16 protein-coding genes are annotated in these 20,958 nt (G+C 66.0%); 9 read left to right on the forward strand and 7 right to left on the reverse strand.

Going from position 1 to position 20,958, the window contains the following annotated elements; translation table 11 throughout:
• Positions 1-23: 23 nt before the first annotated feature.
• The 4 genes from dgcA to PI990_RS02545 all read right to left on the reverse strand — a co-directional run bounded on the left by dgcA (position 24) and on the right by PI990_RS02545 (position 4,975).
• A complete protein-coding gene (gene dgcA / locus PI990_RS02530) occupies positions 24-2,084 on the reverse strand; it encodes a dimethylglycine demethylation protein DgcA (protein ID WP_031287283.1) in 2,061 nt (686 codons plus the stop codon).
• 16 nt (positions 2,085-2,100) lie between these two features.
• On the reverse strand, positions 2,101-2,631 hold the full coding sequence (locus PI990_RS02535; RefSeq protein WP_271659731.1) for a DUF5943 domain-containing protein: 531 nt from the start codon (positions 2,629-2,631) through the stop codon (positions 2,101-2,103).
• A 139-nt stretch (positions 2,632-2,770) separates the two neighbouring features.
• A complete protein-coding gene (locus PI990_RS02540; protein WP_271659732.1) occupies positions 2,771-3,748 on the reverse strand; it encodes a dipeptidase in 978 nt (325 codons plus the stop codon).
• A gap of 216 nt (positions 3,749-3,964) precedes the next feature.
• The gene (locus PI990_RS02545; RefSeq protein WP_271659733.1) at positions 3,965-4,975 is read right to left on the reverse strand and encodes a GlxA family transcriptional regulator; all 1,011 of its coding nucleotides are present in this window, start codon (positions 4,973-4,975) and stop codon (positions 3,965-3,967) included.
• A gap of 237 nt (positions 4,976-5,212) precedes the next feature.
• On the opposite strand from PI990_RS02545, the gene choX reads away from it, so the two are divergent.
• The 4 genes from choX (at position 5,213) to PI990_RS02565 (ending at position 8,729) form a co-directional block, all read left to right on the forward strand.
• Positions 5,213-6,151: a choline ABC transporter substrate-binding protein gene (gene choX, locus PI990_RS02550; RefSeq protein ID WP_271659734.1), complete on the forward strand. Its 939-nt coding sequence runs from the start codon at positions 5,213-5,215 to the stop codon at positions 6,149-6,151.
• 99 nt (positions 6,152-6,250) lie between these two features.
• A complete protein-coding gene (locus PI990_RS02555) occupies positions 6,251-7,138 on the forward strand; it encodes a 3-keto-5-aminohexanoate cleavage protein (RefSeq protein ID WP_271659735.1) in 888 nt (295 codons plus the stop codon).
• A gap of 67 nt (positions 7,139-7,205) precedes the next feature.
• The gene (locus tag PI990_RS02560) at positions 7,206-8,171 is read left to right on the forward strand and encodes an L-carnitine dehydrogenase (RefSeq protein ID WP_021218159.1); all 966 of its coding nucleotides are present in this window, start codon (positions 7,206-7,208) and stop codon (positions 8,169-8,171) included.
• A 69-nt stretch (positions 8,172-8,240) separates the two neighbouring features.
• Entirely contained in the window at positions 8,241-8,729 is a 489-nt protein-coding gene (locus PI990_RS02565) for a thioesterase family protein (RefSeq protein WP_271659736.1), read from the forward strand.
• A gap of 4 nt (positions 8,730-8,733) precedes the next feature.
• On the opposite strand, the gene PI990_RS02570 is transcribed toward PI990_RS02565, so the two are convergent.
• Complete coding sequence (locus PI990_RS02570) at positions 8,734-9,360, reverse strand: response regulator transcription factor (protein WP_021218157.1); 627 nt, start codon at positions 9,358-9,360, stop codon at positions 8,734-8,736.
• A 468-nt stretch (positions 9,361-9,828) separates the two neighbouring features.
• On the opposite strand from PI990_RS02570, the gene PI990_RS02575 reads away from it, so the two are divergent.
• On the forward strand, positions 9,829-13,461 hold the full coding sequence (locus tag PI990_RS02575; protein WP_442969331.1) for a transporter substrate-binding domain-containing protein: 3,633 nt from the start codon (positions 9,829-9,831) through the stop codon (positions 13,459-13,461).
• A gap of 18 nt (positions 13,462-13,479) precedes the next feature.
• Here the strand turns inward: PI990_RS02575 and PI990_RS02580 are convergent, their stop codons facing one another.
• Complete coding sequence (locus PI990_RS02580; protein WP_021218155.1) at positions 13,480-14,658, reverse strand: EAL domain-containing response regulator; 1,179 nt, start codon at positions 14,656-14,658, stop codon at positions 13,480-13,482.
• A gap of 165 nt (positions 14,659-14,823) precedes the next feature.
• On the opposite strand from PI990_RS02580, the gene PI990_RS02585 reads away from it, so the two are divergent.
• From PI990_RS02585 to PI990_RS02595, 3 genes are all read left to right on the forward strand, one after another.
• Positions 14,824-15,459 (forward strand): response regulator, encoded by a 636-nt coding sequence (locus PI990_RS02585; RefSeq protein WP_021218154.1) that lies wholly within the window; start codon positions 14,824-14,826, stop codon positions 15,457-15,459.
• Positions 15,460-15,789: 330 nt separating this feature from the next.
• Positions 15,790-16,497: a fimbrial biogenesis chaperone gene (locus PI990_RS02590; RefSeq protein ID WP_271659738.1), complete on the forward strand. Its 708-nt coding sequence runs from the start codon at positions 15,790-15,792 to the stop codon at positions 16,495-16,497.
• 173 nt (positions 16,498-16,670) lie between these two features.
• A complete protein-coding gene (locus PI990_RS02595; protein WP_271659739.1) occupies positions 16,671-19,220 on the forward strand; it encodes a fimbria/pilus outer membrane usher protein in 2,550 nt (849 codons plus the stop codon).
• Between the two features lie 349 nt (positions 19,221-19,569).
• Here PI990_RS02595 and PI990_RS02600 read toward each other — a convergent pair whose 3' ends face one another.
• Positions 19,570-19,878 carry a hypothetical protein gene (locus PI990_RS02600; RefSeq protein WP_265170320.1) on the reverse strand — a complete coding sequence of 103 codons (309 nt, stop codon included), beginning with the start codon at positions 19,876-19,878 and terminating at the stop codon, positions 19,570-19,572.
• A gap of 532 nt (positions 19,879-20,410) precedes the next feature.
• Between PI990_RS02600 and PI990_RS02605 the strand changes: the two genes are divergently transcribed.
• Positions 20,411-20,788, forward strand: coding sequence for an NUDIX hydrolase (locus PI990_RS02605; protein ID WP_265170321.1), 378 nt, complete (start codon positions 20,411-20,413; stop codon positions 20,786-20,788).
• The last annotated feature ends 170 nt before the right edge of the window (positions 20,789-20,958 follow it).

Raw genomic sequence — 20,958 nt, forward strand, 5'->3', positions numbered from 1 at the left:
CCCCTTGCCGCTTGTGGCTGCTTTTAAAAGTCCTTGCACAACCGCAGGGCGTCGTAGATCGCCGCGTGCACGTTGCGCGGTGCGCCGCAGTCGCCGATGCGGAACAGCAGGTAGCCGTCGCCGGTTTCGGCCAGGCAGGGCTGCGGGCGGATCTCGAACAGTGCGTCGACGTCGATCTGGCCCTTGTTGCGCGAGCCCTGCTTGAGCGCGTAGTACAGGCTCTCGTCGGGGCGCACGCCGTTTTCGATGACGACCTGGTCGACTACGCGTTCCTCGCGGGCGCCGGTGTATTCGTTCTCCAACAGCGCCACCAGCTTGTCGCCCTCGCGGTAGACCTTCTCCAGCACCAGGTCGCCGGTCATGATCACTTCCTTGGGGTACATGCTGCGGTAGTAGGTGGGGAAGGTGGTGCCGCCCATGGCGACGCCGGGCTTGGTGTCGTCGGTGACGATCTCGACCTGGGAGCCCTTCTCGGAAAGATAGTCCGCCGCCGACATGCCGCCGAATTCGCAGATGGTGTCGTAGACCAGCACGTTGCGGCCGGGCGCGACCTTGCCGTCGAGGATGTCCCAGGCGCTGACCACCAGGCCTTCCGCTGCGCCCCAGTGTTCGTTCTGCTCGATGAAGGGATGGCCGCCGTTGGCCAGGACGACGATGTCCGGGCGCAGATCGAGGATGGTATCCACATCGGCACCGGTGCCCAGGCGCAGGTCGACGCCGAGGCGGGCGATCTCCAGCTGGTACCAGCGGGTGATGCCGGCGATCTGGTCGCGCTGCGGTGCCTTGGCGGCGATGCTGATCTGCCCGCCGAGCTGGTCCTTCTTCTCGAACAGGGTCACGTCGTGGCCGCGTTCGGCGGCGACGCGTGCCGCTTCCATGCCGGCCGGGCCGCCCCCGACGATGACCACCTTGCGCTTCTTGCCGGTGGTCTTCTCGATGATGTGCGGCAGGCCCATGTACTCACGGGTGGTGGCGGCGTTCTGGATGCACAGCACGTCCAGGCCCTGGTACTGGCGGTCGATGCAGTAGTTGGCGCCGACGCACTGCTTGATCTGGTCCACCTGGCCCATCTTGATCTTGGCGATCAGGTGCGGGTCGGCGATGTGGGCGCGGGTCATGCCGACCATGTCGACGTAGCCGCCTTCGAGGATGCGCGTGGCCTGGTTCGGGTCCTTGATGTTCTGCGCGTGCAGCACCGGGACGTTGACCACTTCCTTGATGCCGGCCGCCAGGTGCAGGAAGGGCTCCGGCGGGAAGCTCATGTTGGGGATGACGTTGGCCAGGGTGTTGTGGGTGTCGGCGCCGGAGCCGACCACGCCGATGAAGTCGAGCATGCCGGTGTCGCAGTAGTACTTGGCGATCTGCTTCATGTCCTCGTGGGACAGGCCGTCCGGGTGGAATTCGTCACCGGAGATGCGCAGGCCCACGCAGAAGTCGGGGCCGACTTCCTCGCGCACCGCCTTGAGCACTTCCAGGCCGAACTTCATGCGGCCTTCGAAGGTGCCACCCCATTCGTCGGTACGCTTGTTGACGCGCGGGCTCCAGAACTGGTCGATCATGTGCTGGTGCACGGCGGAGAGCTCGACGCCGTCCAGGCCGCCGGCCTTGGCGCGGCGCGCAGCCTGGGCGAAGTCGCCGATGACGCGCCAGATCTCTTCGATCTCGATGGTCTTGCAGGTGGCGCGGTGCACGGGCTCACGGATACCGGAAGGCGACATCAGGGTCGGCCAGTTGAAGCCGTCCCAGCGCGAACGCCGGCCCATGTGGGTTATCTGGATCATGATCTTGGCGCCGTGCTTGTGCATGGCGTCGGCGAGGTTCTGGAAGTGCGGGATGATGCGGTCGGTGGAGAGGTTCACCGAACTCCACCATTGCTGCGGGCTGTCGCTGGACACCACCGACGAGCCGCCGCAGATGGCCAGGCCGATGCCGCCCTTGGCCTTCTCCTCGTAGTACTTCACGTAGCGCTCGGTGGTCATGCCGCCATCGGTGGCGATGACCTCGGCGTGGGCGGTACTGAGCACGCGGTTGCGGATGGTCAGTTTGCCGATCTGGATCGGCTGGAACATTGCTTCGAACGCCATGATGCCGTGCCTCGCCTCAGAGGGGTTTGACGATGAACAGGCCATCGTCGTGGCCTGCTTCCGAGCCGCTGTAGACCTGCTCGGCGACGGTGCGGATGCTGCTGCCGCGCGCGGCCAGGATCTGGTCCATGGCCCCGGCGAACCAGCCGGTGAACATGTAGTCGACCTTGCGCCCGACCTTGCCGTACACGTAGACGAAGGCGGAGTGCTCGAGCTTGACGCTGGCGGTGCCCTTGTCGAGGTCGATGTCCTGGATCTTGAACAGGCCCCAGCCGCGCTGGGAAAGGCGCTTCATGTAGTGCTCGAACACCGCGACGCCTTCCAGGCCGTGGCATTCGGCTTCTTTCTCGCACCAGTGCCAGGCGGACTTGTAGCCGGCCTTGTAGAGGATCTCGGCGTAGCGCGCAGGGCCCAGCTCGGACTCGATGCCCATGTGGTTGTTGACGAAGAAGTGGCGCGGCACATAGAGCATCGGCAGGGCGTCGGTGGTCCAGACGCCGGTCTCGCTGTCGACTTCGATGGGCAGTTCAGGGGCGTGTTTGGCCATGTGGATAACTCCGAATTCAGGTCAGGTATCGGGCGGATGGCGCTTCAGTCATCCGCCGCAGAGATGAGCCACCGCGCGGTGGGCTGGTGGATGAAAAGAGCGTCATCCACCCTACGTTCGTGTTCGGTTCGGGCCGGCGTCATTCGCCCCAGACGTCCTTGAGGACATTCACCCAGTTCTCGCCCATGATCTTGCGCACCACGCGTTCGCTGTGGCCGCGCCCCAGCAGGGTTTCGGTGAGGTTGGGGAATTCGCCCACGGTGCGGATGCCCAGCGGGTTGATGATCTTGCCGAAGTTGGTCAGGCGGCGGGCGTAGCCCTTGTCGTGGGTCAGGTATTCGAAGAAGTCCTGGCCGTGGCCCTGGGTGAAGTCGGTGCCGATGCCGATGGCGTCCTCGCCGACGATGTTCATCACGTACTTGATGGCTTCGGCGTAGTCGTCGATGGTGGAGTCGATGCCCTTGGCCAGGAACGGCGCGAACATGGTCACGCCGACGAAGCCGCCGTGGTCGGCGATGAACTTCAGCTCTTCATCGGACTTGTTGCGCGGGTGTTGCTTGAGGCCCGACGGCAGGCAGTGGGAGTAGCAGACCGGCTTCTTCGATTCGAGGATGACTTCCTCGGAGGTCTTGGAGCCGACGTGGGAGAGGTCGCACATGACGCCGACGCGGTTCATCTCGGCGACGATCTCGCGACCGAAGCCGGAGAGCCCTCCATCGCGCTCGTAGCAGCCGGTGCCCACGAGGTTCTGGGTGTTGTAGCACATCTGCACGATGCCCACGCCGAGCTGCTTGAACACCTCCACGTAGCCGATCTGGTCCTCGAACGCGTGGGCGTTCTGGAAGCCGAAGAGGATGCCGGTCTTGCCCTGTTCCTTGGCCTTGCGGATATCGGCCGTGGTACGCACGGGCATCACCAGGTCGCTGTTCTCGCGGATCAGTTTCTGGCTGGCGGCGATGTTGTTGACCGTGGCCTGGAAGCCCTCCCAAACGGAAACGGTGCAGTTGGCCGCAGTCAGGCCGCCCTTGCGCATGTCCTCGAAGAGTTCGCGGTTCCACTTGGCGATGATCAGGCCATCGATGACGATGCTGTCGGCGTGCAGTTCGGCTGGGCTCATCAGGCTGTCCCCTTTGATTCTTGGTGCGCCGAATCTTCTGCCGGCGCTTTGAACCGAGCATATCGCCGGGGCTTTCGGCGCTATCGCGCAAAAGCGACGGGGGGATTGCCGAAAGCGTCAATGCGGGGTCGTGGATGGACAAGCCGGGTGGCAGCGGGGCTGGCCGATGCGCTTGGATGCGATGGGGAGTGCGAGGTGAACGGCGCCGATCTGCGCTCAGATGCGCTGATCCGTCGTTGATCGTGTCGGGCGTTGCGTGCGCGTGCCGGGTGGCGTCGCTTCGCTGGCCGGGTGTTCGTGGCGGTCCTGGCTGGGACAGGCGGCGAAGCGGTTGCGGTAGCAGCGGGAGAAATAGGACGAGGATTCGAAGCCGCAGGCGAGGCCGATCTCCAGCACGCCCATGTCGGTCTGGCGCAGCAGCTGGCGGGCCTTCTCTAGGCGCAGGGCCAGGTAGAAGCCGGACGGCGTGTCGTCCAGGTGCAGGCGGAACAGGCGCTCCAGCTGGCGCGGGGTCACGCCCACCAGGGCGGCCAGTTCGGCGGAGCCCAGGGGCTGCTCGCTGTGGCGCTCCATCTCGCCGATCACCTGTACCAGCTTGCGGTTGTGCACGCCGTAGCGGCGGGTGATCTGCATGCGCTGGTGATCCTGGCGGGTGCGGATGCGACCGAGGACGAACTGCTCGGAGACCTCCACCGCCAGTTCGTCGCCGTGGTCGCGGCCGATCAGGGTGAGCATCAGGTCGAGGGTGGCGGTGCCGCCGGCGCTGGTGATGCGACGGCCATCGATTTCGAACAGCTCCTGGGTCGGCAAAAGGCCGGGGTAGCGTTCCTGGAAGGCGTCGATGGCTTCCCAGTGCAGGGTCAGGCGCTGGCGGGCGAAGAGGCCGGCCTCGGCGAGTACGAAGCTGCCGGTGTCGATGCCGCCGAGGGTGGCGCCGTCGAGGTCGGCGCGCTTGAGCCAGTGGGCCAGGCGCGGGGTGAAGCTGGCCAGGGGTTCGAAGCCGGCCACCACGAACAGGCTGTCGCTGGCGCCGGGACGCTCCAGCCCCGCATCGACGTTGAGGGACATGCCGTTGCTGCCTTCCACCGCGCCGCCGTCCACACTCAGCAGGCGCCAGCGGTAGAGTTCGCCACGGAAGCGGTTGGCCACGCGCAGGGGCTCGATGGCGGACATCAGGCCCATCATGGAAAAACCGGGCAGCAGGAGGAACCACAGGGTCTGGGGCATCGGGGCGACCTGTCGGGGCGTTGTCACACTAAAAGGCAGGACGGCGGACAAGGCAATGCAGGAGGTCGTTCCCGTTCAACATTCGGTCGTTTTAGTTCGATTTGGCCGGTTTGGCGTTGCGTAATCTGGCTGCCACGGGTGCAACAGGGCCCGCGAACGGCGGGGCGCCAAGAGCCCCGGCACAACAACAGACGGGCCGCGTGGCCCGATAACCGTATGGCTGTAGGGGAGCATTCGATGAAAGGTCTCAACGCACTCGCGGGTTGCTGTCTTCTCACCCTGTTCAGTTCCACCCTGCTGGCGGCGGACGACGCCAGTTGCCAGAAGATCCGCATCGGCGCGGTCGGCTGGACCGACGTGGTCGCCACCACCGCCGTGGCCTCCGAGCTGCTGGCCGGCCTCGGCTACGAAACCACCCAGACCCAGGCGTCGCAGCAGATCATCTTCGCCGGCATCCAGAAGAAGCAGGTGGATGTGTTCCTCGGCTACTGGAAGCCGATCATGGACGACAACATCCAGCCCTTCCTCGACAGCGCCTCGGTGAAGGTGGCGCCCAAGCCGTCCCTGGAGGATGCCGTGGCCGTGCTCGCGGTGCCCACCTACACGGCGGAAGAAGGGCTGAAGACCTTCGCCGACATCGCCCGCTACAAGGACCAGCTGGACGGCAAGATCTACGGCATCGAATCCGGTTCCGGGGCCAACATGGCGATCAAGAAGATGATCGACGAGAACCAGTTCGGCCTCGGCGGCTTCAAGCTGGTGGAGTCCAGCGAGGCGGCCATGCTCACCGCCGTGTCGCGGGCGGTGAAGAACCACAAGCCGGTGGTGTTCTTCGGCTGGAAGCCGCACCCGATGAACATCCAGATGCCGATCACCTACCTCACCGGCAGCCATGACGTGTTCGGCCCCAACGACGGCGCCGCCACCGTCTCCACCGTCACCGCGCCGGACTTCGCCCAGCGCTGCCCCAACGCCGACCGCCTGCTCACCAACCTGCGCTTCACCAGCGAGCAGGAGAGCCGCCTGATGCAGCCGATCATGGAGCGCGAGGCGCCGGCCAAGGTCGCCCGCGAATGGATCAAGGCCAACCCTGAAGTGGTCAAGGCTTGGCTCGCCGGGGTGACCACCTTCGACGGCAAGAACGGCGCCGAGACGGCCATCGCCTCGCTCAAGTAGCTCCTGCAGCTTCGCTGCCGTTACCAACGCTTCGCTTCCTCCCGTGCGCGGTTCGCCGCGCACGGCACCCGATCGCCTCCAAGAAAGGATGTTGCAACCGTGAACCATGAAGTCATCGTCACCTGTGCGGTAACCGGCGCCGGCGATACCATCGGCAAGCACCCGGCCATCCCGGTCACGCCGAAGGAGATCGCCGCCGCCGCCATCGAAGCGGCCAAGGCCGGCGCCACGGTCGCCCACTGCCACGTGCGCGACCCGCGCACCGGCAAGCCCAGCCGCGACGTGGCGCTCTACCGCGAGCTGGTGGAGCGCATCCGCGAAAGCGACACCGACGTGATCATCAACCTCACCGCCGGCATGGGCGGCGACCTGGAGATCGGCAAGGGCGAGCAGCCCCTGGAGTTCGGCGCCGGCACCGACCTGGTGGGCCCGCTGGAGCGGCTCAAGCATGTGGAAGAGCTGCTGCCGGAGATCTGCACCCTGGACTGCGGCACGCTCAACTTCGGCGATGGCGACTTCATCTACGTCTCCACCCCCGCGCAACTGCGCGCCGGCGCCAAGCGCATCACCGAGCTGGGGGTGAAGGCCGAGCTGGAAATCTTCGACACCGGGCACCTGTGGTTCGCCAAGCAGATGCTCAAGGAAGGCCTGCTGGACGACCCGCTGTTCCAGATCTGCCTGGGCATCCCCTGGGGCGCCCCGGCGGACACCACCACCATGAAAGCCATGGCCGATAACCTGCCGGCGGGCGCCACCTGGGCCGGCTTCGGCATCGGCCGTTCGCAGATGCCCATGGTCGCCCAGGCCATGCTGCTGGGCGGCAACGTGCGCGTCGGCCTGGAGGACAACATCTGGCTCGACCGTGGCGTGCACGCCAGCAACGGCCAGCTGGTGGAGCGGGCGGTGGAAATCATCGAGCGCCTTGGTGGCCGTGCCCTGAGCCCGGCCGAGGGCCGCGAGAAGATGAACCTCAAGCGCCGCGGCTGACGTTTCTCCCCTAGCCCGGGCTTCAGCCCGGGAACCCCCCATATCGGACACAGGACCAGGAGCCACCATGGCCTTCATCACCCACATCAAGACCTTCGCCGCCCTCGGCAGCGGCGTCATCGGCAGCGGCTGGGTCGCCCGCGCCCTGGCCCACGGCCTCGACGTCGTCGCCTGGGACCCGGCGCCCGGTGCCGAAGCCGCCCTGCGCACCCGCATCGCCAACGCCTGGCCGGCGCTGCAGAAGCAGGGCCTGGCGCCGGGCGCCTCCCAGGAGCGCCTGCGCTTCGTCGAGACGGTCGAGGAGTGCGTGCGCGACGCCGACTTCATCCAGGAAAGCGCGCCCGAGCGGCTCGACCTGAAGCTCGACCTGCACGCCCGCATCAGCGCGGCGGCGCGCCCGGAGGCGATCATCGGCTCCAGCACCTCGGGCCTGCTGCCCAGCGAGTTCTACGCCGACGCCGTGCACCCGGAACGTTGCGTGGTGGGCCACCCGTTCAACCCGGTCTACCTGCTGCCGCTGGTGGAAGTGGTGGGCGGCGAGAAGACCGCGCCGGAGGCCGTGCAGGCGGCGATAAAAATCTACACCGCGCTGGGCATGCGCCCCCTGCACGTGCGCAAGGAAGTGCCCGGCTTCATCGCCGACCGCCTGCTGGAAGCGCTGTGGCGCGAGGCGTTGCACCTGGTCAACGACGGCGTTGCCAGCACTGGCGAGATCGACGATGCGATCCGCTTTGGTGCGGGGCTGCGCTGGTCCTTCATGGGCACCTTCCTCACTTACACCCTGGCGGGTGGCAATGCCGGCATGCGCCACTTCATGGCGCAGTTCGGCCCGGCGCTGCAGCTGCCCTGGACCTACCTGCCGGCCCCGGAGCTGACCGAGACGCTGATCGACAGCGTGGTGGAAGGCACCAGCGAGCAGCAGGGCTCGCGCAGCATCGCCGAGCTGGAGCGCTATCGTGATGACTGCCTGCTGGCGGTACTCGACGCGGTGAAGGCGACCAAGGAGAAGCACGGCTTCGCCTTCGCCGACTGACGCCCCACGGACCTCCCGCTACTTCGAAGCGGCCCTCTCCCTGGGAGAGGGCCATCGCCAGGAATCGCCATGAGCCAAGCCCTCACCACCTACCGCACCGCCATTCCCGCCGAATGGGTGGACTACAACGGCCACCTGCGCGACGCGTTCTACCTGCTGATCTTCAGCTACGCCACCGATGCGCTGATGGACCATATCGGCCTGGACGAGGCGGGGCGTGCGAGCAGCGGTCACACCCTCTACACGCTGGAGTGCCACCTCAACTTTCTCGCCGAGGTGAAGCTCGGTGCCGGGGTGGAGGTGTGCACCCAGGTGCTCGCCCACGACGCCAAGCGCCTGCACATCCATCACGGGCTGTACCCCGAGGGCGGCGATGATTTGCTGGCGGCCAGTGAGCAGATGCTGATGAACGTGGACAGTGCGAGTGCGCGCTCGACGCCGTTCGCCAGCACGGTCGCCGAGAGGGTCGGCGGGCTGGCGGCGGCGCATCGGCAGCTGCCGCCACCCGTGCATGTGGCACGGGTGATCGGCCTGCCGCCCGCGCGAGCGGCGGGGTGAGCGGTCAGGGCGTGGGCAGGGCGTAGCGGCGGGCGAAGTCGATCAGGTCGACCAGGTTACGGGTCTTGAGTTTGTCCATCAGGCGCGACTTGTAGGTGCTCACCGTCTTGTGGCTGATGAACAGCTGCTCGGCGATTTCCTTGTTGTTCTTGCCATTGGCCAGGTTCTGCAGCACCGCCAGTTCACGGTCGGAGAGGCTGTCCAGCAACTGGGTGTCTTCGCCGGCCTGGGACGGCACCGGCAGGTGCACGGTGCTGGGGAACAGGCTGTAGCCGGAGAGCACCGACTTGGTCGCGGCGATCAGGCTGACCGCCTGCTCCTGCTTGGACAGATAGCCCGTGGCGCCGGCCTGCAGGCAGCGGTTGGCGTAGAGCGCGGCGGGCAGCGAAGTCAGTACCAGCAGCTTGAGGTTGACGTCCATGGCGGCGAGGCGGGTCAGCACTTCCATGCCGTCGAGCTTGGGGATGGCGATGTCGAGGATGACCAGGTCCGGCTTGAGCGAGCGGGCCAGGCTCAGCCCTTCCACACCGTTCTCGGTCTCGCCGACCATGTCGTAGCCCTCGCGCTCCAGCAGCACGCGGGTGGCGAAGCGGATCATCGGTTGGTTGTCGATAAGCAGAATCTTACTCATCTATTCAGTACTCCTTAGCGAGTTTCCCAATGGTCTACGGCGCGCACGCAAAGCCGTTCGATTAAAGGGCAAGTTTTCGTGGTGAGTGTTTGCGCAATTGCCGGTGGGCGCAGCGCAAACAAGTTACCCAAGGCGGATCAATAACCGCTGTAGGTCGATCCGACGCTATGGGATATTTCTTCGGAAGTTATGTTGAAGTCTTTCAGACAATTCCTAATATTCCTGACGTGATCCCAGTGGGTCACGCCAGCGGCCACGGGTCTTTTGGCCGTGGCGCCTGGGGAGTTGGCTGAATACGTGAGGCGGGAAGTATATTCGCGGTGAAGGCCGGGTCCGGGTGTTTGGGAAGTTTCCTACAGCCTATGTAGGCAGTTTTAAATGCACTCAGACGATTAACGACCTGCCGCTCTTCAACTAATGTTCCTTTCATCCAACGCCTAGAAACAGGTCGGCCCGGTGTTCCGTCATATTTCACTCCGCGTACTTGTGCAGTACTTCTGCCTGAACCTCTGGCTGTTGCCGCTCGCCCTGTCGGCACGGGCCGCCTCCCAGGAAACCATCCCCCTGCGCCTGGCCAGCCAGCTGCGGGTGGACCAGCAGGAACTCACCCTTGGCGAAAGCGATTGGCACTGGCTGCGGCAGAAGCGCGAGCTGGTGCTGGGGGTGGCGGGCGACATCGAGGCGCCCTTGGCGATGCTGCAGCGCGATGGCAGTTTCGAGGGCATGACGGCGGATGTGGTGGCGCTGGTCGGCCAGATGCTCGGCATGCGCGTCGTCCTGCGCAGGCTGCCCGACCAGGCCGCCGTGGCCCGGGCGCTGGAGGAGGGCGAGATCGATATGGCCAGCGCATCCAGTCACGGCCTGCATGGGGCTGCCGTGGCGCGCAGCCAGCCGTTCGCCATCGAGCACGCCGCGCTGTTCCGCCGCCAGGAGGATGGCCGCGAATTCCCAGCCGACATGGCCGGGCTGACCATCGCCACCACCACCGAATACCTCACCGATCCCGCGTTGCGCCAGGGCTTCCCCGGCGCGCACCTGGTGGCGGCGGGCTCGGTGGATGAGGCACTGGCCGCGGTGGCCTTCGGCAAGGCCGATCTGTACCTGGGCGACGTGCTGACCGCTTACTACCGGATCAACCGGGGTTTCTATGGTCTGGTGCGCTTCGAGCGCTTCGCCGAGCTCCAGGCCGATGGCGTGGCCTTCATCGTTCGCCCTGGGGACCCGCAATTGCTTCGCGGCTTGGATGCGGCCCTGCGCGCTCTGGGCCGCTCGCGCCTGGAGGGCATCGCCAAGCGCTGGGTGGGCAGCGGCGTGATGCCGGCGCTGGAGCCGTTGCCGCTGACGGCGGAGGAGCGGCGCTGGGTGGAGCGCCATCCGCGCGTGCGCCTGGTGATCGACGACGACATGGCGCCGATGGCGTTTTTCGATGCCCAGGGCCAGTTCCGCGGCATCGCCGCCGACCTGCTGGAGATGGTGTCCCTGCGCACCGGCCTGCAGTTCGAGGCGGTCAGTCGCCGGGGCAGCCTTGCCGACCAGATGGAGAGCTTGCGCCAGGGGCGTTTCGATCTGGCCATTCTCACCCAGGGACGCGAACGTGAAAGCGCGCTGCGCTTCACCCGGCCGGTGGTCACCAATCCCTTCGTACTGGTGGCGAGAAGGGCGCAAGACGGCCTTGCCGAGCCGCTCGACGGCCTCGATGGCAAGCGCCTGGCCATCGCCGCTGGGCATGTGGCGACCGAGGAGGCCCGCGGCATCTACCCAGGCGCGGAGCTGCTGGCGGCGGCCTCGTCGCTGGATGCCATGAACCTGGTCTACAGCGGCGACGCCGATGCGGCGCTGGTGTCGTTACCCACTGCCCGCTATTACGTGGTGCGGCTGTTCCGCAATCGGCTGGCGGTGTCGTCCCTGGTGCCCATCGACCCGGCCACCGCGAACTTTGCGATGCGCCGCGGCGATGTCGAGTTGCAGTCGATCCTCGACAAGGCACTCGGCAGCCTGGCGCCGGATGAGCTGAATGCCGCCGCCAATCGTTGGCGCGGCAGCCCGGCCATGAGCGCGCAGACCTGGCGCGACTACAACCAGCTGATCCTGCAGATCGTCATCGGTGCCCTGGTGTTGCTGGGGCTGGTGCTCGCCTGGGGGCTGCGCCTGCGTCGTGAGGTGCGCAAGCGGCGGGCAGCGGAGCGGCAGCTCAACGACGAGTTGCGCTTCATCGAAACCCTGATCGACAGCATGCCGCCCCCTGTCTATGTGCGTGACACGGCTGGCCGGATGCTGTCCTGCAACCGCAGCTACCTGCAGACCCTTGGCCTGGAGCGGGAGCAGGTGCTGGGCTGCACGGTGGCGGAGCTGCCACTGACCTTCGAGGCCGCGCCGCTCTTCCACGAGAGCTACCTCCAGGCTATGGAGGGCGGGGGTCTGATCCAGGGCACGCACGAACTGGAGCTGGGTGGTCGGCGGCTGTGGATCGAGCATTGGATCCAGCCCTTCCAGGACTCCACCGGCGCGATAAAGGGTGTGATTGGCGGCTGGCTGGACATTACCGAGCACCATCACCTGGTCCGCGAGCTAGAGGCTGCGAAGCGCCAGGCCGACGACGCCAGCCGCGCCAAGACGGCATTCCTCGCCACCATGAGCCACGAGATCCGCACGCCGATGAACGCGGTGATCGGCATCCTCGAGCTGGCCCTGAAACGCGCCGAGAGCGGGCCCATCGACCCGGCCGGCATCCAGGTCGCCTACGGCTCCGCCAGGAGCCTGCTGACGCTGATCGGCGACATCCTCGATATCGCGCGCATCGAGTCGGGGCGGCTCAGCCTTGCGCCCGGGCGCGCCAACCTGCGCGAACTGGTCGAGTCGGTGGCCCGGGTGTTCGATGGCCTGGCGCGCCAGAAGCGCCTGGAGCTGGCGCTGGAGATCGACGGCAGCATCCAGGGTGATGTGCTGGTGGATGGGCAGCGTTTCAAGCAGATCCTGTCCAACCTCGTGAGCAACGCCATCAAGTTCACCACCCATGGGCGGGTCAGCGTTCGCGTTGACGGAGATACCTCGGAGGCGGGGATGCTCAGGGTCAGCCTGAGCATCGAGGACAGCGGCATCGGCATCTCGCCAGCGGACCAGGCGCGCCTGTTCCGGCCCTTCTCCCGCATCGAGCGGGCAGGCCAGCCGGTGGACGGTACCGGGCTGGGCCTGGTCATCTGCCGCTCGCTCTGCGAAATGATGGGCGGGCGTCTGAGCCTCGACAGCGTCCCGGGGCGCGGTACTCGGGTGGATGTGAGCTTGCGCCTGCACCGCCTGGACCCCGTACCGCCAATGGAGCCGGCGCCGGTCGCTGCAGTGGTGGCCTCACGGCGGTTGCGCGTACTGGTGGTGGACGATCACCCGGTGAACCGGCAGATCCTGCAGCAGCAATTGGTCTTCCTCGGCCATGAGGTGGAGGAAGCGGGCGATGGCGAAGATGCCTTGCAGCGCTGGCGCGAAGGGCACTTCGATACCGTGGCCACCGACTGCCACATGCCGCGCATGAGCGGTGCCGAGCTGGCGGCTGCCATACGCCTGGAGGAACGCGAGCGGGGCCTGGCGGCGGTGTGCATCATCGGGCTGACCGCCGACGCCCAGCCCGAGGAGATCGAGCGGGGCCTGGCCGCCGGCATGGATGAATGCCTGATCAAACCCATCGGCCTGGATGCCCTGCAGCGGGCGCTTGGGGTCCTTGCCCGGGAGCGCCAGCAGGGCGCGGAACCGTTGGATGAGGGGGCGTTGTTCGACCTGGCCCCCCTGCAGCCACTCACCGGGGGCGATGAAGCGCTGGTGAGAAACCTGCTGGGTGAGTTGCTGGCGACCAACCGCAAGGATCTCGTGGCCCTGGCCCCGTTGCTGGAGGCGGGCGATGCCGAGGGGCTTGCCGAGCTGGCTCACCGGCTGATCGGCGCGGCGCGGGTCGTCAAGGCGGCGGGGGTGATAGCGGCCTGCCGGCAATTGATGGCGGCCACTGCCGATGCGCCGCCCGATGGGGCTCGGCTGCGGCAGGCGGGCGATGCGCTTGCGCGGGCGCTGACAGAGCTGGAGAGCGGGCTGCGCGAGCACCTGCAGGAGGCTTGAGCTGCGCTGCAGCGCGGTTCATCGTTGCGCGATATGGCGCTTCAAGGCGGCGCCGTCCATGGGGCGGGCGAAGAGAAACCCTTGCGCCAGGGAGCAGCCCAGTTCCAGCAGGCGCGTCTTCTGCTCCTTGCTTTCTACCCCTTCCACCACCAGGGAAATGTCCATCGTGCTAGCCAGGGCTACAGCGCTTCTGACCACCGCGGCGCAACGTGGGTGGCTCTGCAGCTTGCGCACGAACGAAGAGTCGAGCTTGATCTGGCTGAAGGGCAGTTCGCACAAGCGGTCGAGCGAGGAGTAGCCAGCGCCGAAGTCATCCATGGCCAGGCCGCAGCCCATCAGGCGCAACCTGACGAGGTTTTCAAGGCTGGCAGCGGGTGCCCGCAGCAGGCCCGTTTCGGTCACTTCGAAGTTCAACCCATCGGCGGGCAGGCCACTTTCCTGCAGGCGGCGGGCGATACGTTCGACCATTTTCTGGTCGCTCAACTGGCTGGGCTGGATGTTGAACGCCAACTCGATGCGCTGCCCCACGATGGCCAGGTCACGCTGTAGTGTCAGGCCCTGCTCGAAGAGCTGCCAGAACAGGCGGTCGATGAGGCCATTGCTTTCGACCTGGGCCAGGAAGTGCGCCGGGCTGAGGACGCCGTATTGCGGGTGGCGCCAGCGGGCGAGCAGCTCCGCACCTTGCAGTGCACCACTGCGCATATCGAACTTTGGCTGGAACCAGGCTTCGAACTCGCCGCGCTCGAAGCCGTCGAGCAAGTCGCTCAGGGAGGGGATCTCAACCACCTCCGGTTTACCGGGTGGCAGTTCTACGGCGGGATCGAAGGCGCGCAGCAACTGGTTGGCGCGACCGATATCGAAGGGCTTGCCAAGGTCGCCGAGGAACTCCAGACCCAGGCAGCGGATCATCGAGATGGTGGCCTGGCGCAGCACCGGCTCCACCGCGCTGCTCAGTACTACAGCGCGTGCCAGGCCCCGTTGGCTGGCGTGGCGCAGGAAGGCCAGGCCGTCCATGCCGGCCATGCGCAGGTCGCAAAGCACGATATCGACGCCACCGCGTTCCTGAAGCATGGCCAGTGCTTCGGTGCCGTCCCCGGCGCCGCAGATGTCCTTCAGGCCGAGCTTTTTCAAGGCGGCCATGGCCAACAGACGCTGGAAGGGTTCGTCTTCCAGAACCAGAATGCTTATGTTCTTCATCGGTTTTACTCGGCAGAATCGCGTGGCCGATTACGTTACTTAGGGGGGCGGTCGCCGAGCTAGGCGAACCTTCCCCTTGGCTTGTAGGAAAGTTCATCAACGCCAGCGCGCAGCCCCACCTGCCGTGCCTTGGCGTTGTGCCCGTGTCCCTCGGAAGATATCGACATGAGAAGTGCCCTGATAGTCGACGATCATCCCGTCATCCGCCTCGCCGTGCGCATGCTGCTGGAACGCAATGGCATCCAGGTACTTGCGGAGACGGACAACGGTGTCGATGCGCTGCAACTGATTCGCCAGCACGAGCCCGACATCGTCATCCTCGATATCGGCATTCCGCGCCTGGACGGGCTCAAGGTGATCGCCCGCATCCGCGCCCTGGAGCTCGACAGCCATGTGCTGGTGCTCACGTCGCAACCCGCCGAGAGCTTCTGCCAGCGCTGCATGCAGGCGGGCGCCAAGGGATTCGTCAGCAAGGAAGAGGACCTGCAGAACCTCGTCATCGCGATCAACTCGATCAGCGCGGGGTTTTCCTTCTACCCGGCCGATGCGTTGCAGGCGGGCCAGACCGCCCTTACCAGCGAGGCCGAGCTGGTCGCACGTCTGTCCAACCAAGAGCTGATGGTGCTGCAGTACCTGGCGTCGGGTCTCTCCAACAAGCAGATCGGCGACCTGATGCTGCTCAGCAACAAGACCGTCAGTACCTACAAGAGTCGCATCCAGCAGAAGCTCAACCTCGGCTCGTTGCTGGAGCTGATCGAATTCGCCCGGCGTAACGACCTGGCCAACAGCACCGCTTCCTAGCCGGGGTCCTTCCCTGGTGAAGGGCTTCCCCTGCGTACTCCCGCGCTCTGACTTTGCGCGTCCGCTGATTCGACCCCTGCCTCATTTTTGCAGTTGACGGCTTTTTCCTGGCTTTTTAAGGACTTTTCCTACGGTTTTCCCTGGTGCTCGAAGCCGGATGGCGGGTGTGTCGCTCGATATCATCCTCCCCCGGGAAAAGGCACGCCGCCACTGCGGCCTTCGTTCCCGCCTTCCCCGCCACGAATCAGGACCAATCGCCACCCGCCCGGCCCGCCCCGGGCGGCGGCCATTCAGGAAAAACCGATGCATCCCACTGCAAGGATCACCCGATTGATCGCCGCACTCTTCATCGCCACCTTCCTGCCGAGCGTGCAGGCCGGCATGGTGGTGAACGGCACCCGTTTCATCTATCCCGCCAAGCAGCAGGAAATCAGCGTACGGGTGAGCAACGACGGTACGGAGCCTTCCCTGGTGCAGGCCTGGATCGATCGCGGCGACCCGTCGAGCAAGCCGGACCAGGCCGATGCGCCTTTTCTGCTCACGCCGCCGATCTTCCGCCTCGATCCGGGCAAGGGGCAGAGCCTGCGCCTGGCGTTCACGGGCGAGGCACTGCCCACTGACCGCGAGACGGTGTTCTGGCTCAACCTCCTGGATGTCCCGCCACAACCCACGGCGGACAGCGGCAACTCCATGCAGTTCGCCATCCGCACCCGCCTGAAACTCTTCTATCGGCCGTCCGGCTTGCCGGGTAGCGCGTCCGGAGCGGCCCAGCAGATCAGCTGGCGGCTGGTGCAGAACGGCGCGGAAAGCGTGCTGCGAGCGAGCAACCCCAGCGCCTTCCATGTGTCGTTCAGCGACGTCTCGCTGAATGTCGGCGGGCGGGCGCACGAGGCCGGCGATGGGATGGTGCCGCCGCTCGGGAGCCGCGACTTCCCCCTGCCGGGTGCGGTGCAGCGGGGATCGGCCGCCACGGTGGTGACGAAGTGGATCAACGACTACGGCTCATCCATTGGGCACGAGGCGAGGCTGGAGCCGTGAGCCGGCGGCTCGTGCGCGCAAGGCGCTGATGCCGCTCGATCGTTCGCGCGCCATTCATCGATGCGCCAGGTACGACTATGAAAGCTCTTTCAGACAGGTATCCGGGATCGGCCACGCGCGGCACCCGCAGGGTGCGTCTCGCGCGCCGTAGTGGACGGCTCAAGGTCACGGCCGTGGTCCTTGCCGCCTCCCTGGCGCTCAGCGACTGGAGCCAGGTGGACGCGGACGAAGGCGTTTCCCCGGCCCGTTATGCCGTCTTCAACCCGGCGTTCTTCGGTAGCGGTGCGGAAGAGGCCGTCGACCTGTCACGCTTCGCCAACGCAAACGTCCTGCCTCCCGGCACCTATCTCCTGGATATCTACGTCAACCAGGCCTGGAAGGGGCGGCACGAGTTGCGGGTGCTCAGCGAGGGCGAGGGCGCTGCGGTCATCCAGCGCTACTGCTTCAAGCCCGAGCACGTCGGCACCTTCGGCATCGAGCTGGCGAACCTGCCGGACCCCCAGGCCGCACGGCAGTCGATTATGGACAACGAGGCTTGTGTCGAACTCGATCGCCTGGTGCCTCAGGCGCAGGTCGAGGTTGATCTGTCCGAGCTGCGCGCCCAACTGAGCATCCCGCAGGCGTACCTGGGGCGACAGGCACGCGGGCACGTGGACCCCCGTGACTGGGATGCCGGCGTCACGGCCGGATTCATCGGCTACAACGCCAGCGGCTACCGCAGCCACAGCGGTGGCGTCGGTTCGAACCAGCTGTCCCTGGGGCTCAACAACGGTCTCAATATCGGTGAGTGGCGCCTGCGCTCCAACGGCTACTACAACCGCTCCAGCCAGGATGGCGGCCCTACCCGCAGCCACTACAGCAACGCCAGCACCTATGCCCAGCGCGACCTCACCGGTCTGCGCTCGCAACTCACGGTCGGTGACTACTACACGCCCGGCGAGCTGTTCGAGAGCGTGCCTTTCAGAGGTGTGCAGATCAGTTCCGACGACCGCATGCTCCCCGACTCCCAGCGCGGTTTCGCCCCCGTGATCCGGGGCGTTGCGGAAACCAACGCCAAGGTCACCGTGCGCCAGGGGCAATCGGTGCTTTACGAGGCGACGGTGGCACCCGGGCCCTTCAGCATCGACGACCTCTACGACTCGGGTTACTCCGGTGACATCGAGGTGACGGTGACCGAGGCCGACGGCCGCCAGCGTTCCTTCGTCGTGCCCTATGCCTCGGTGGCGCAGTTGCTGCGCCCCGGTGTATCCCGTTTCAGCGTGACTGCCGGCGAGTACCGGGACCGCAGCCTGGACGCATCGCCGAAGTTCGTCATGGGTACCTACCAGCGCGGAGTGACCAACGCCTTCACCGGCTACCTGGGCAGCATCGTGGCCGAGAAGTACATGGCCGCCCAGGGTGGTGTCGCGATCAGTACCGGGCTGGGGGCCGTCGCGTTCGATGTCACCCGCTCGCATGTCGCCGAGCGTCCCGTCGCCGACTCCGCCCCCAGGAGCGGCCAGAGCTACCGGGTCACCTACAGCAAGCTGCTGGACAGCACCCAGACCAACTTCACCCTGGCTGCCTACCGCTTCTCCAGCGAGGGATATCTCGAGTTCGGCGACTACGCGCAGTCCGTCGGCAACCCCGATAGCCGCCTCTACCGCCAGCGCAGCCGATTGCAGGCCAACATCAGTCAGCCCCTGGGGTCGAACTTCGGCAGCCTTTACCTGAGCGGTTCGGCACAGAACTACTGGAACGCCGGACAGCGTAGCGACATGACCTTCCAGGCCGGCTACTCCAACGGCTTCAACTGGGGAACCATGAGCACCTCGGCCGGCAGGACGCGCATGGGCTCGGGATACGAGAACCAGTACCTGCTGTCCTTCAGCGTGCCCCTGGGGCGCGATGTGCGCTCGCCCTTCCTCAGTAGCTCGGTCAGCCAGTCCGGGAAGCGCAGCAACACCCAGGCCAGCCTCAGCGGCGTCGCGGGCGAGCGCTCGCAGATGAACTACAGCCTCTACGGCTCGCGCAGCAGCGACCAGGGCGACCGGTCGAGCAACGCCGGCGGCAGCGTCCACTACTTCGCACCGGCGGCGTCGCTCAACGCCAGCTACAGCGAAGGCACCGGTTACCGCCAGCAGAGCGTCGGCATTGGTGGCAGCCTGGTGGCCCACCCGGGTGGGATCAACTTCACCCAGAGCCAGAGCGAAACCTTTGCCGTCGTCGAGGCCAAGGGGGCGGAAGGGGCCTATGTCAGCAACGACATGAACGCCCGTGTCGGCAGCAACGGTTACGCGGTGGTCGGCGGCCTCGCCCCCTATCGCCACAACCAGGTGGCGATCGACCCGATCGGCACCCTGCGCAACGTCGAGTTGCAGATCACCGAGCAGGCGGTGGCCCCGCGCCATGGTGCCGTGGTGATGCTCAGCTACCCGACCATCACCGGCGTGCCGGTGTTGCTGCGCATCCTTCGCGAGGACGGCCAGATCGCGCCGCTGGGCTCCGACGTCATCGATGCCCAGGGCGTTTCCCTGGCCATGGTGGGGCAGGGGGGGCGGGCATTCCTGCGCGGGCTGCCTCGTGAGGGTGTGCTGATCGTCCGTTGGGGCGAAGGGCCGGACAAGGCCTGTCGAGTCGACTACCAACTGCCGGAACAGGATCCGGACGACCCCAGCTACCAGCAGGTCGAGGTGCGCTGCGTTGCGCTCGGCGGGCGGACGGAGATCGCGTTTGCCGAATGATTCCGCCGGCCGTGCGGCTCGCCATGCATGTACGCGGGCGCTCGGACCGGTGCTGATGCGTCCGTGGTCGGCACGCGATCCAGGGTTCCGAGTCAGCGGACTCGCCGCTCGATCGCAGGCTCGCCAGCCTTCATCGCGCCTCCTGGACCATCCACCGCGCGGTCTTGACCGATGTGCAAGCAGGCTTGCCCCAGCAGGTCGATGGCCGCGGACTCCGGCTGTCGCGCCAGCAACTTGCTGATCGATCGAGCGAATCCTTCCCGCCTTGCCGCCATGCACGACCCCGTGCGATGGCGGCTCGCAGTGCCGCGTACCGGATCGGCGTTCGCGGTGTGCTCGGCATACGGCCTCAGTTGTAGATCACCGTGATGATCCCGGCGTCGCCCGTGCGGGAGGCGATGCTGGTCATGCTCACCGAGCTGGTTTCACCCAGGCCTGCGCAATGGCCGCGCCCGCTGGGCTCTGATCGGCCGATGGGGCTGAGGCCGCTGCGGCGTCCTACATGTTCGAGCCAGGTGCTTGTAGGGGTATCGCAAAGGTCCTTGCAGATGCTTCCCACGAAAGTGATCTGTCCTAGGGCCGGTGACGCGTTTTCCGCGTGGGCCAGGCCGGCGACGCAGATGAGGGCGAGGAGGGGAATATTCAGTAGTCGTTTCATCTCAGCACTCCTTACAGGCTGAACTGAGTAAAAATCAGATGGCTCCTACGATCCACACTTTGGCGATCCGGATTTTTTGTAGGTCCTAACTGTAGGAACCTGATGGTTTCGCATTATCCCGGTCCTTTGGCGTCAGGCTGTGAACCCGGTCCGGTTCGGTGGTAAGTCGGACTAATCCGACCTACAAACTTCCTCGTGACACGTGGGATACTCCTCCATCCGCCTCGCAGAAATTTCCGTCGGGCTTCCGGTCTTTCTGCGCATCCACGCCTCGTTTACCGCCTGCTTTTCGCGGGTGTCTTCACCCGAAGTACGGACCGGATCCTCCTGCCGCGGCGAATAGACCGGGAATCTTCCCCGGAAAGCCCTGTTCCAACGTTCTGCGTGAGGCAGATATCGCCAAGGGCGCCTAACGTTAGATACAGGCGCGCTCTCGTGTGGGGGCCGGCCATGTCTGGCGCCCTTCTTGCTTTGGTTACGAGGGTTTTCGTGACCGTTCCGGTCTTTCAACGCAGTGGCAGGGGGTGAGCAGATGGGCAGGGCAATCAAAGAACGGGCGACCGTCATCTGCCGCCTGGAAGACAAGATCCTCTTCGTGCGCAAACCCAAGTCGAAGTGGACGTTGCCAGGCGGCCGGATCGAGGCGGATGAAGCGCCTGGGCAGGCGGCGTTCCGCGAACTGGTGGAGGAGACCGGGCTCGCGGTCGAGACCCTCGACTACATTGCGCCCCTGGAGCTGTACACGACCCTTCACTACGTTTTCGAAGCGCCGATGCCGGAGTCCCAGCAGCCCACGCCGCTGAACGAGATCGCCGACTGCCGCTGGTTCTCAGTCGAAGACCTGGGCAAGCGCAGCATCAACAAGGCAATCCGACGCCTGCTCAAGACCTGCCAGCGCCCAGGCGCATAGGCTCACGCCATTCGGGAAGGCCCCTCGAACCCTGCTCCGTGTCGGTTTCCCGGGCTGAGGCCTGGGCCGTCGGGGTCTGTTGGCCTGGCGTCGGGCGCGGGAGGCCTGTGCAAAAAAGCCCCCACCAGGGCCGACGTCCTGACGGGGGCGAGGGGTGTCCCTTGCGGGAC

Source organism: Pseudomonas sp. TUM22785 (genome assembly GCF_028198105.1).
GTDB classification, from domain to species: Bacteria; Pseudomonadota; Gammaproteobacteria; order Pseudomonadales; family Pseudomonadaceae; genus Metapseudomonas; species Metapseudomonas solani.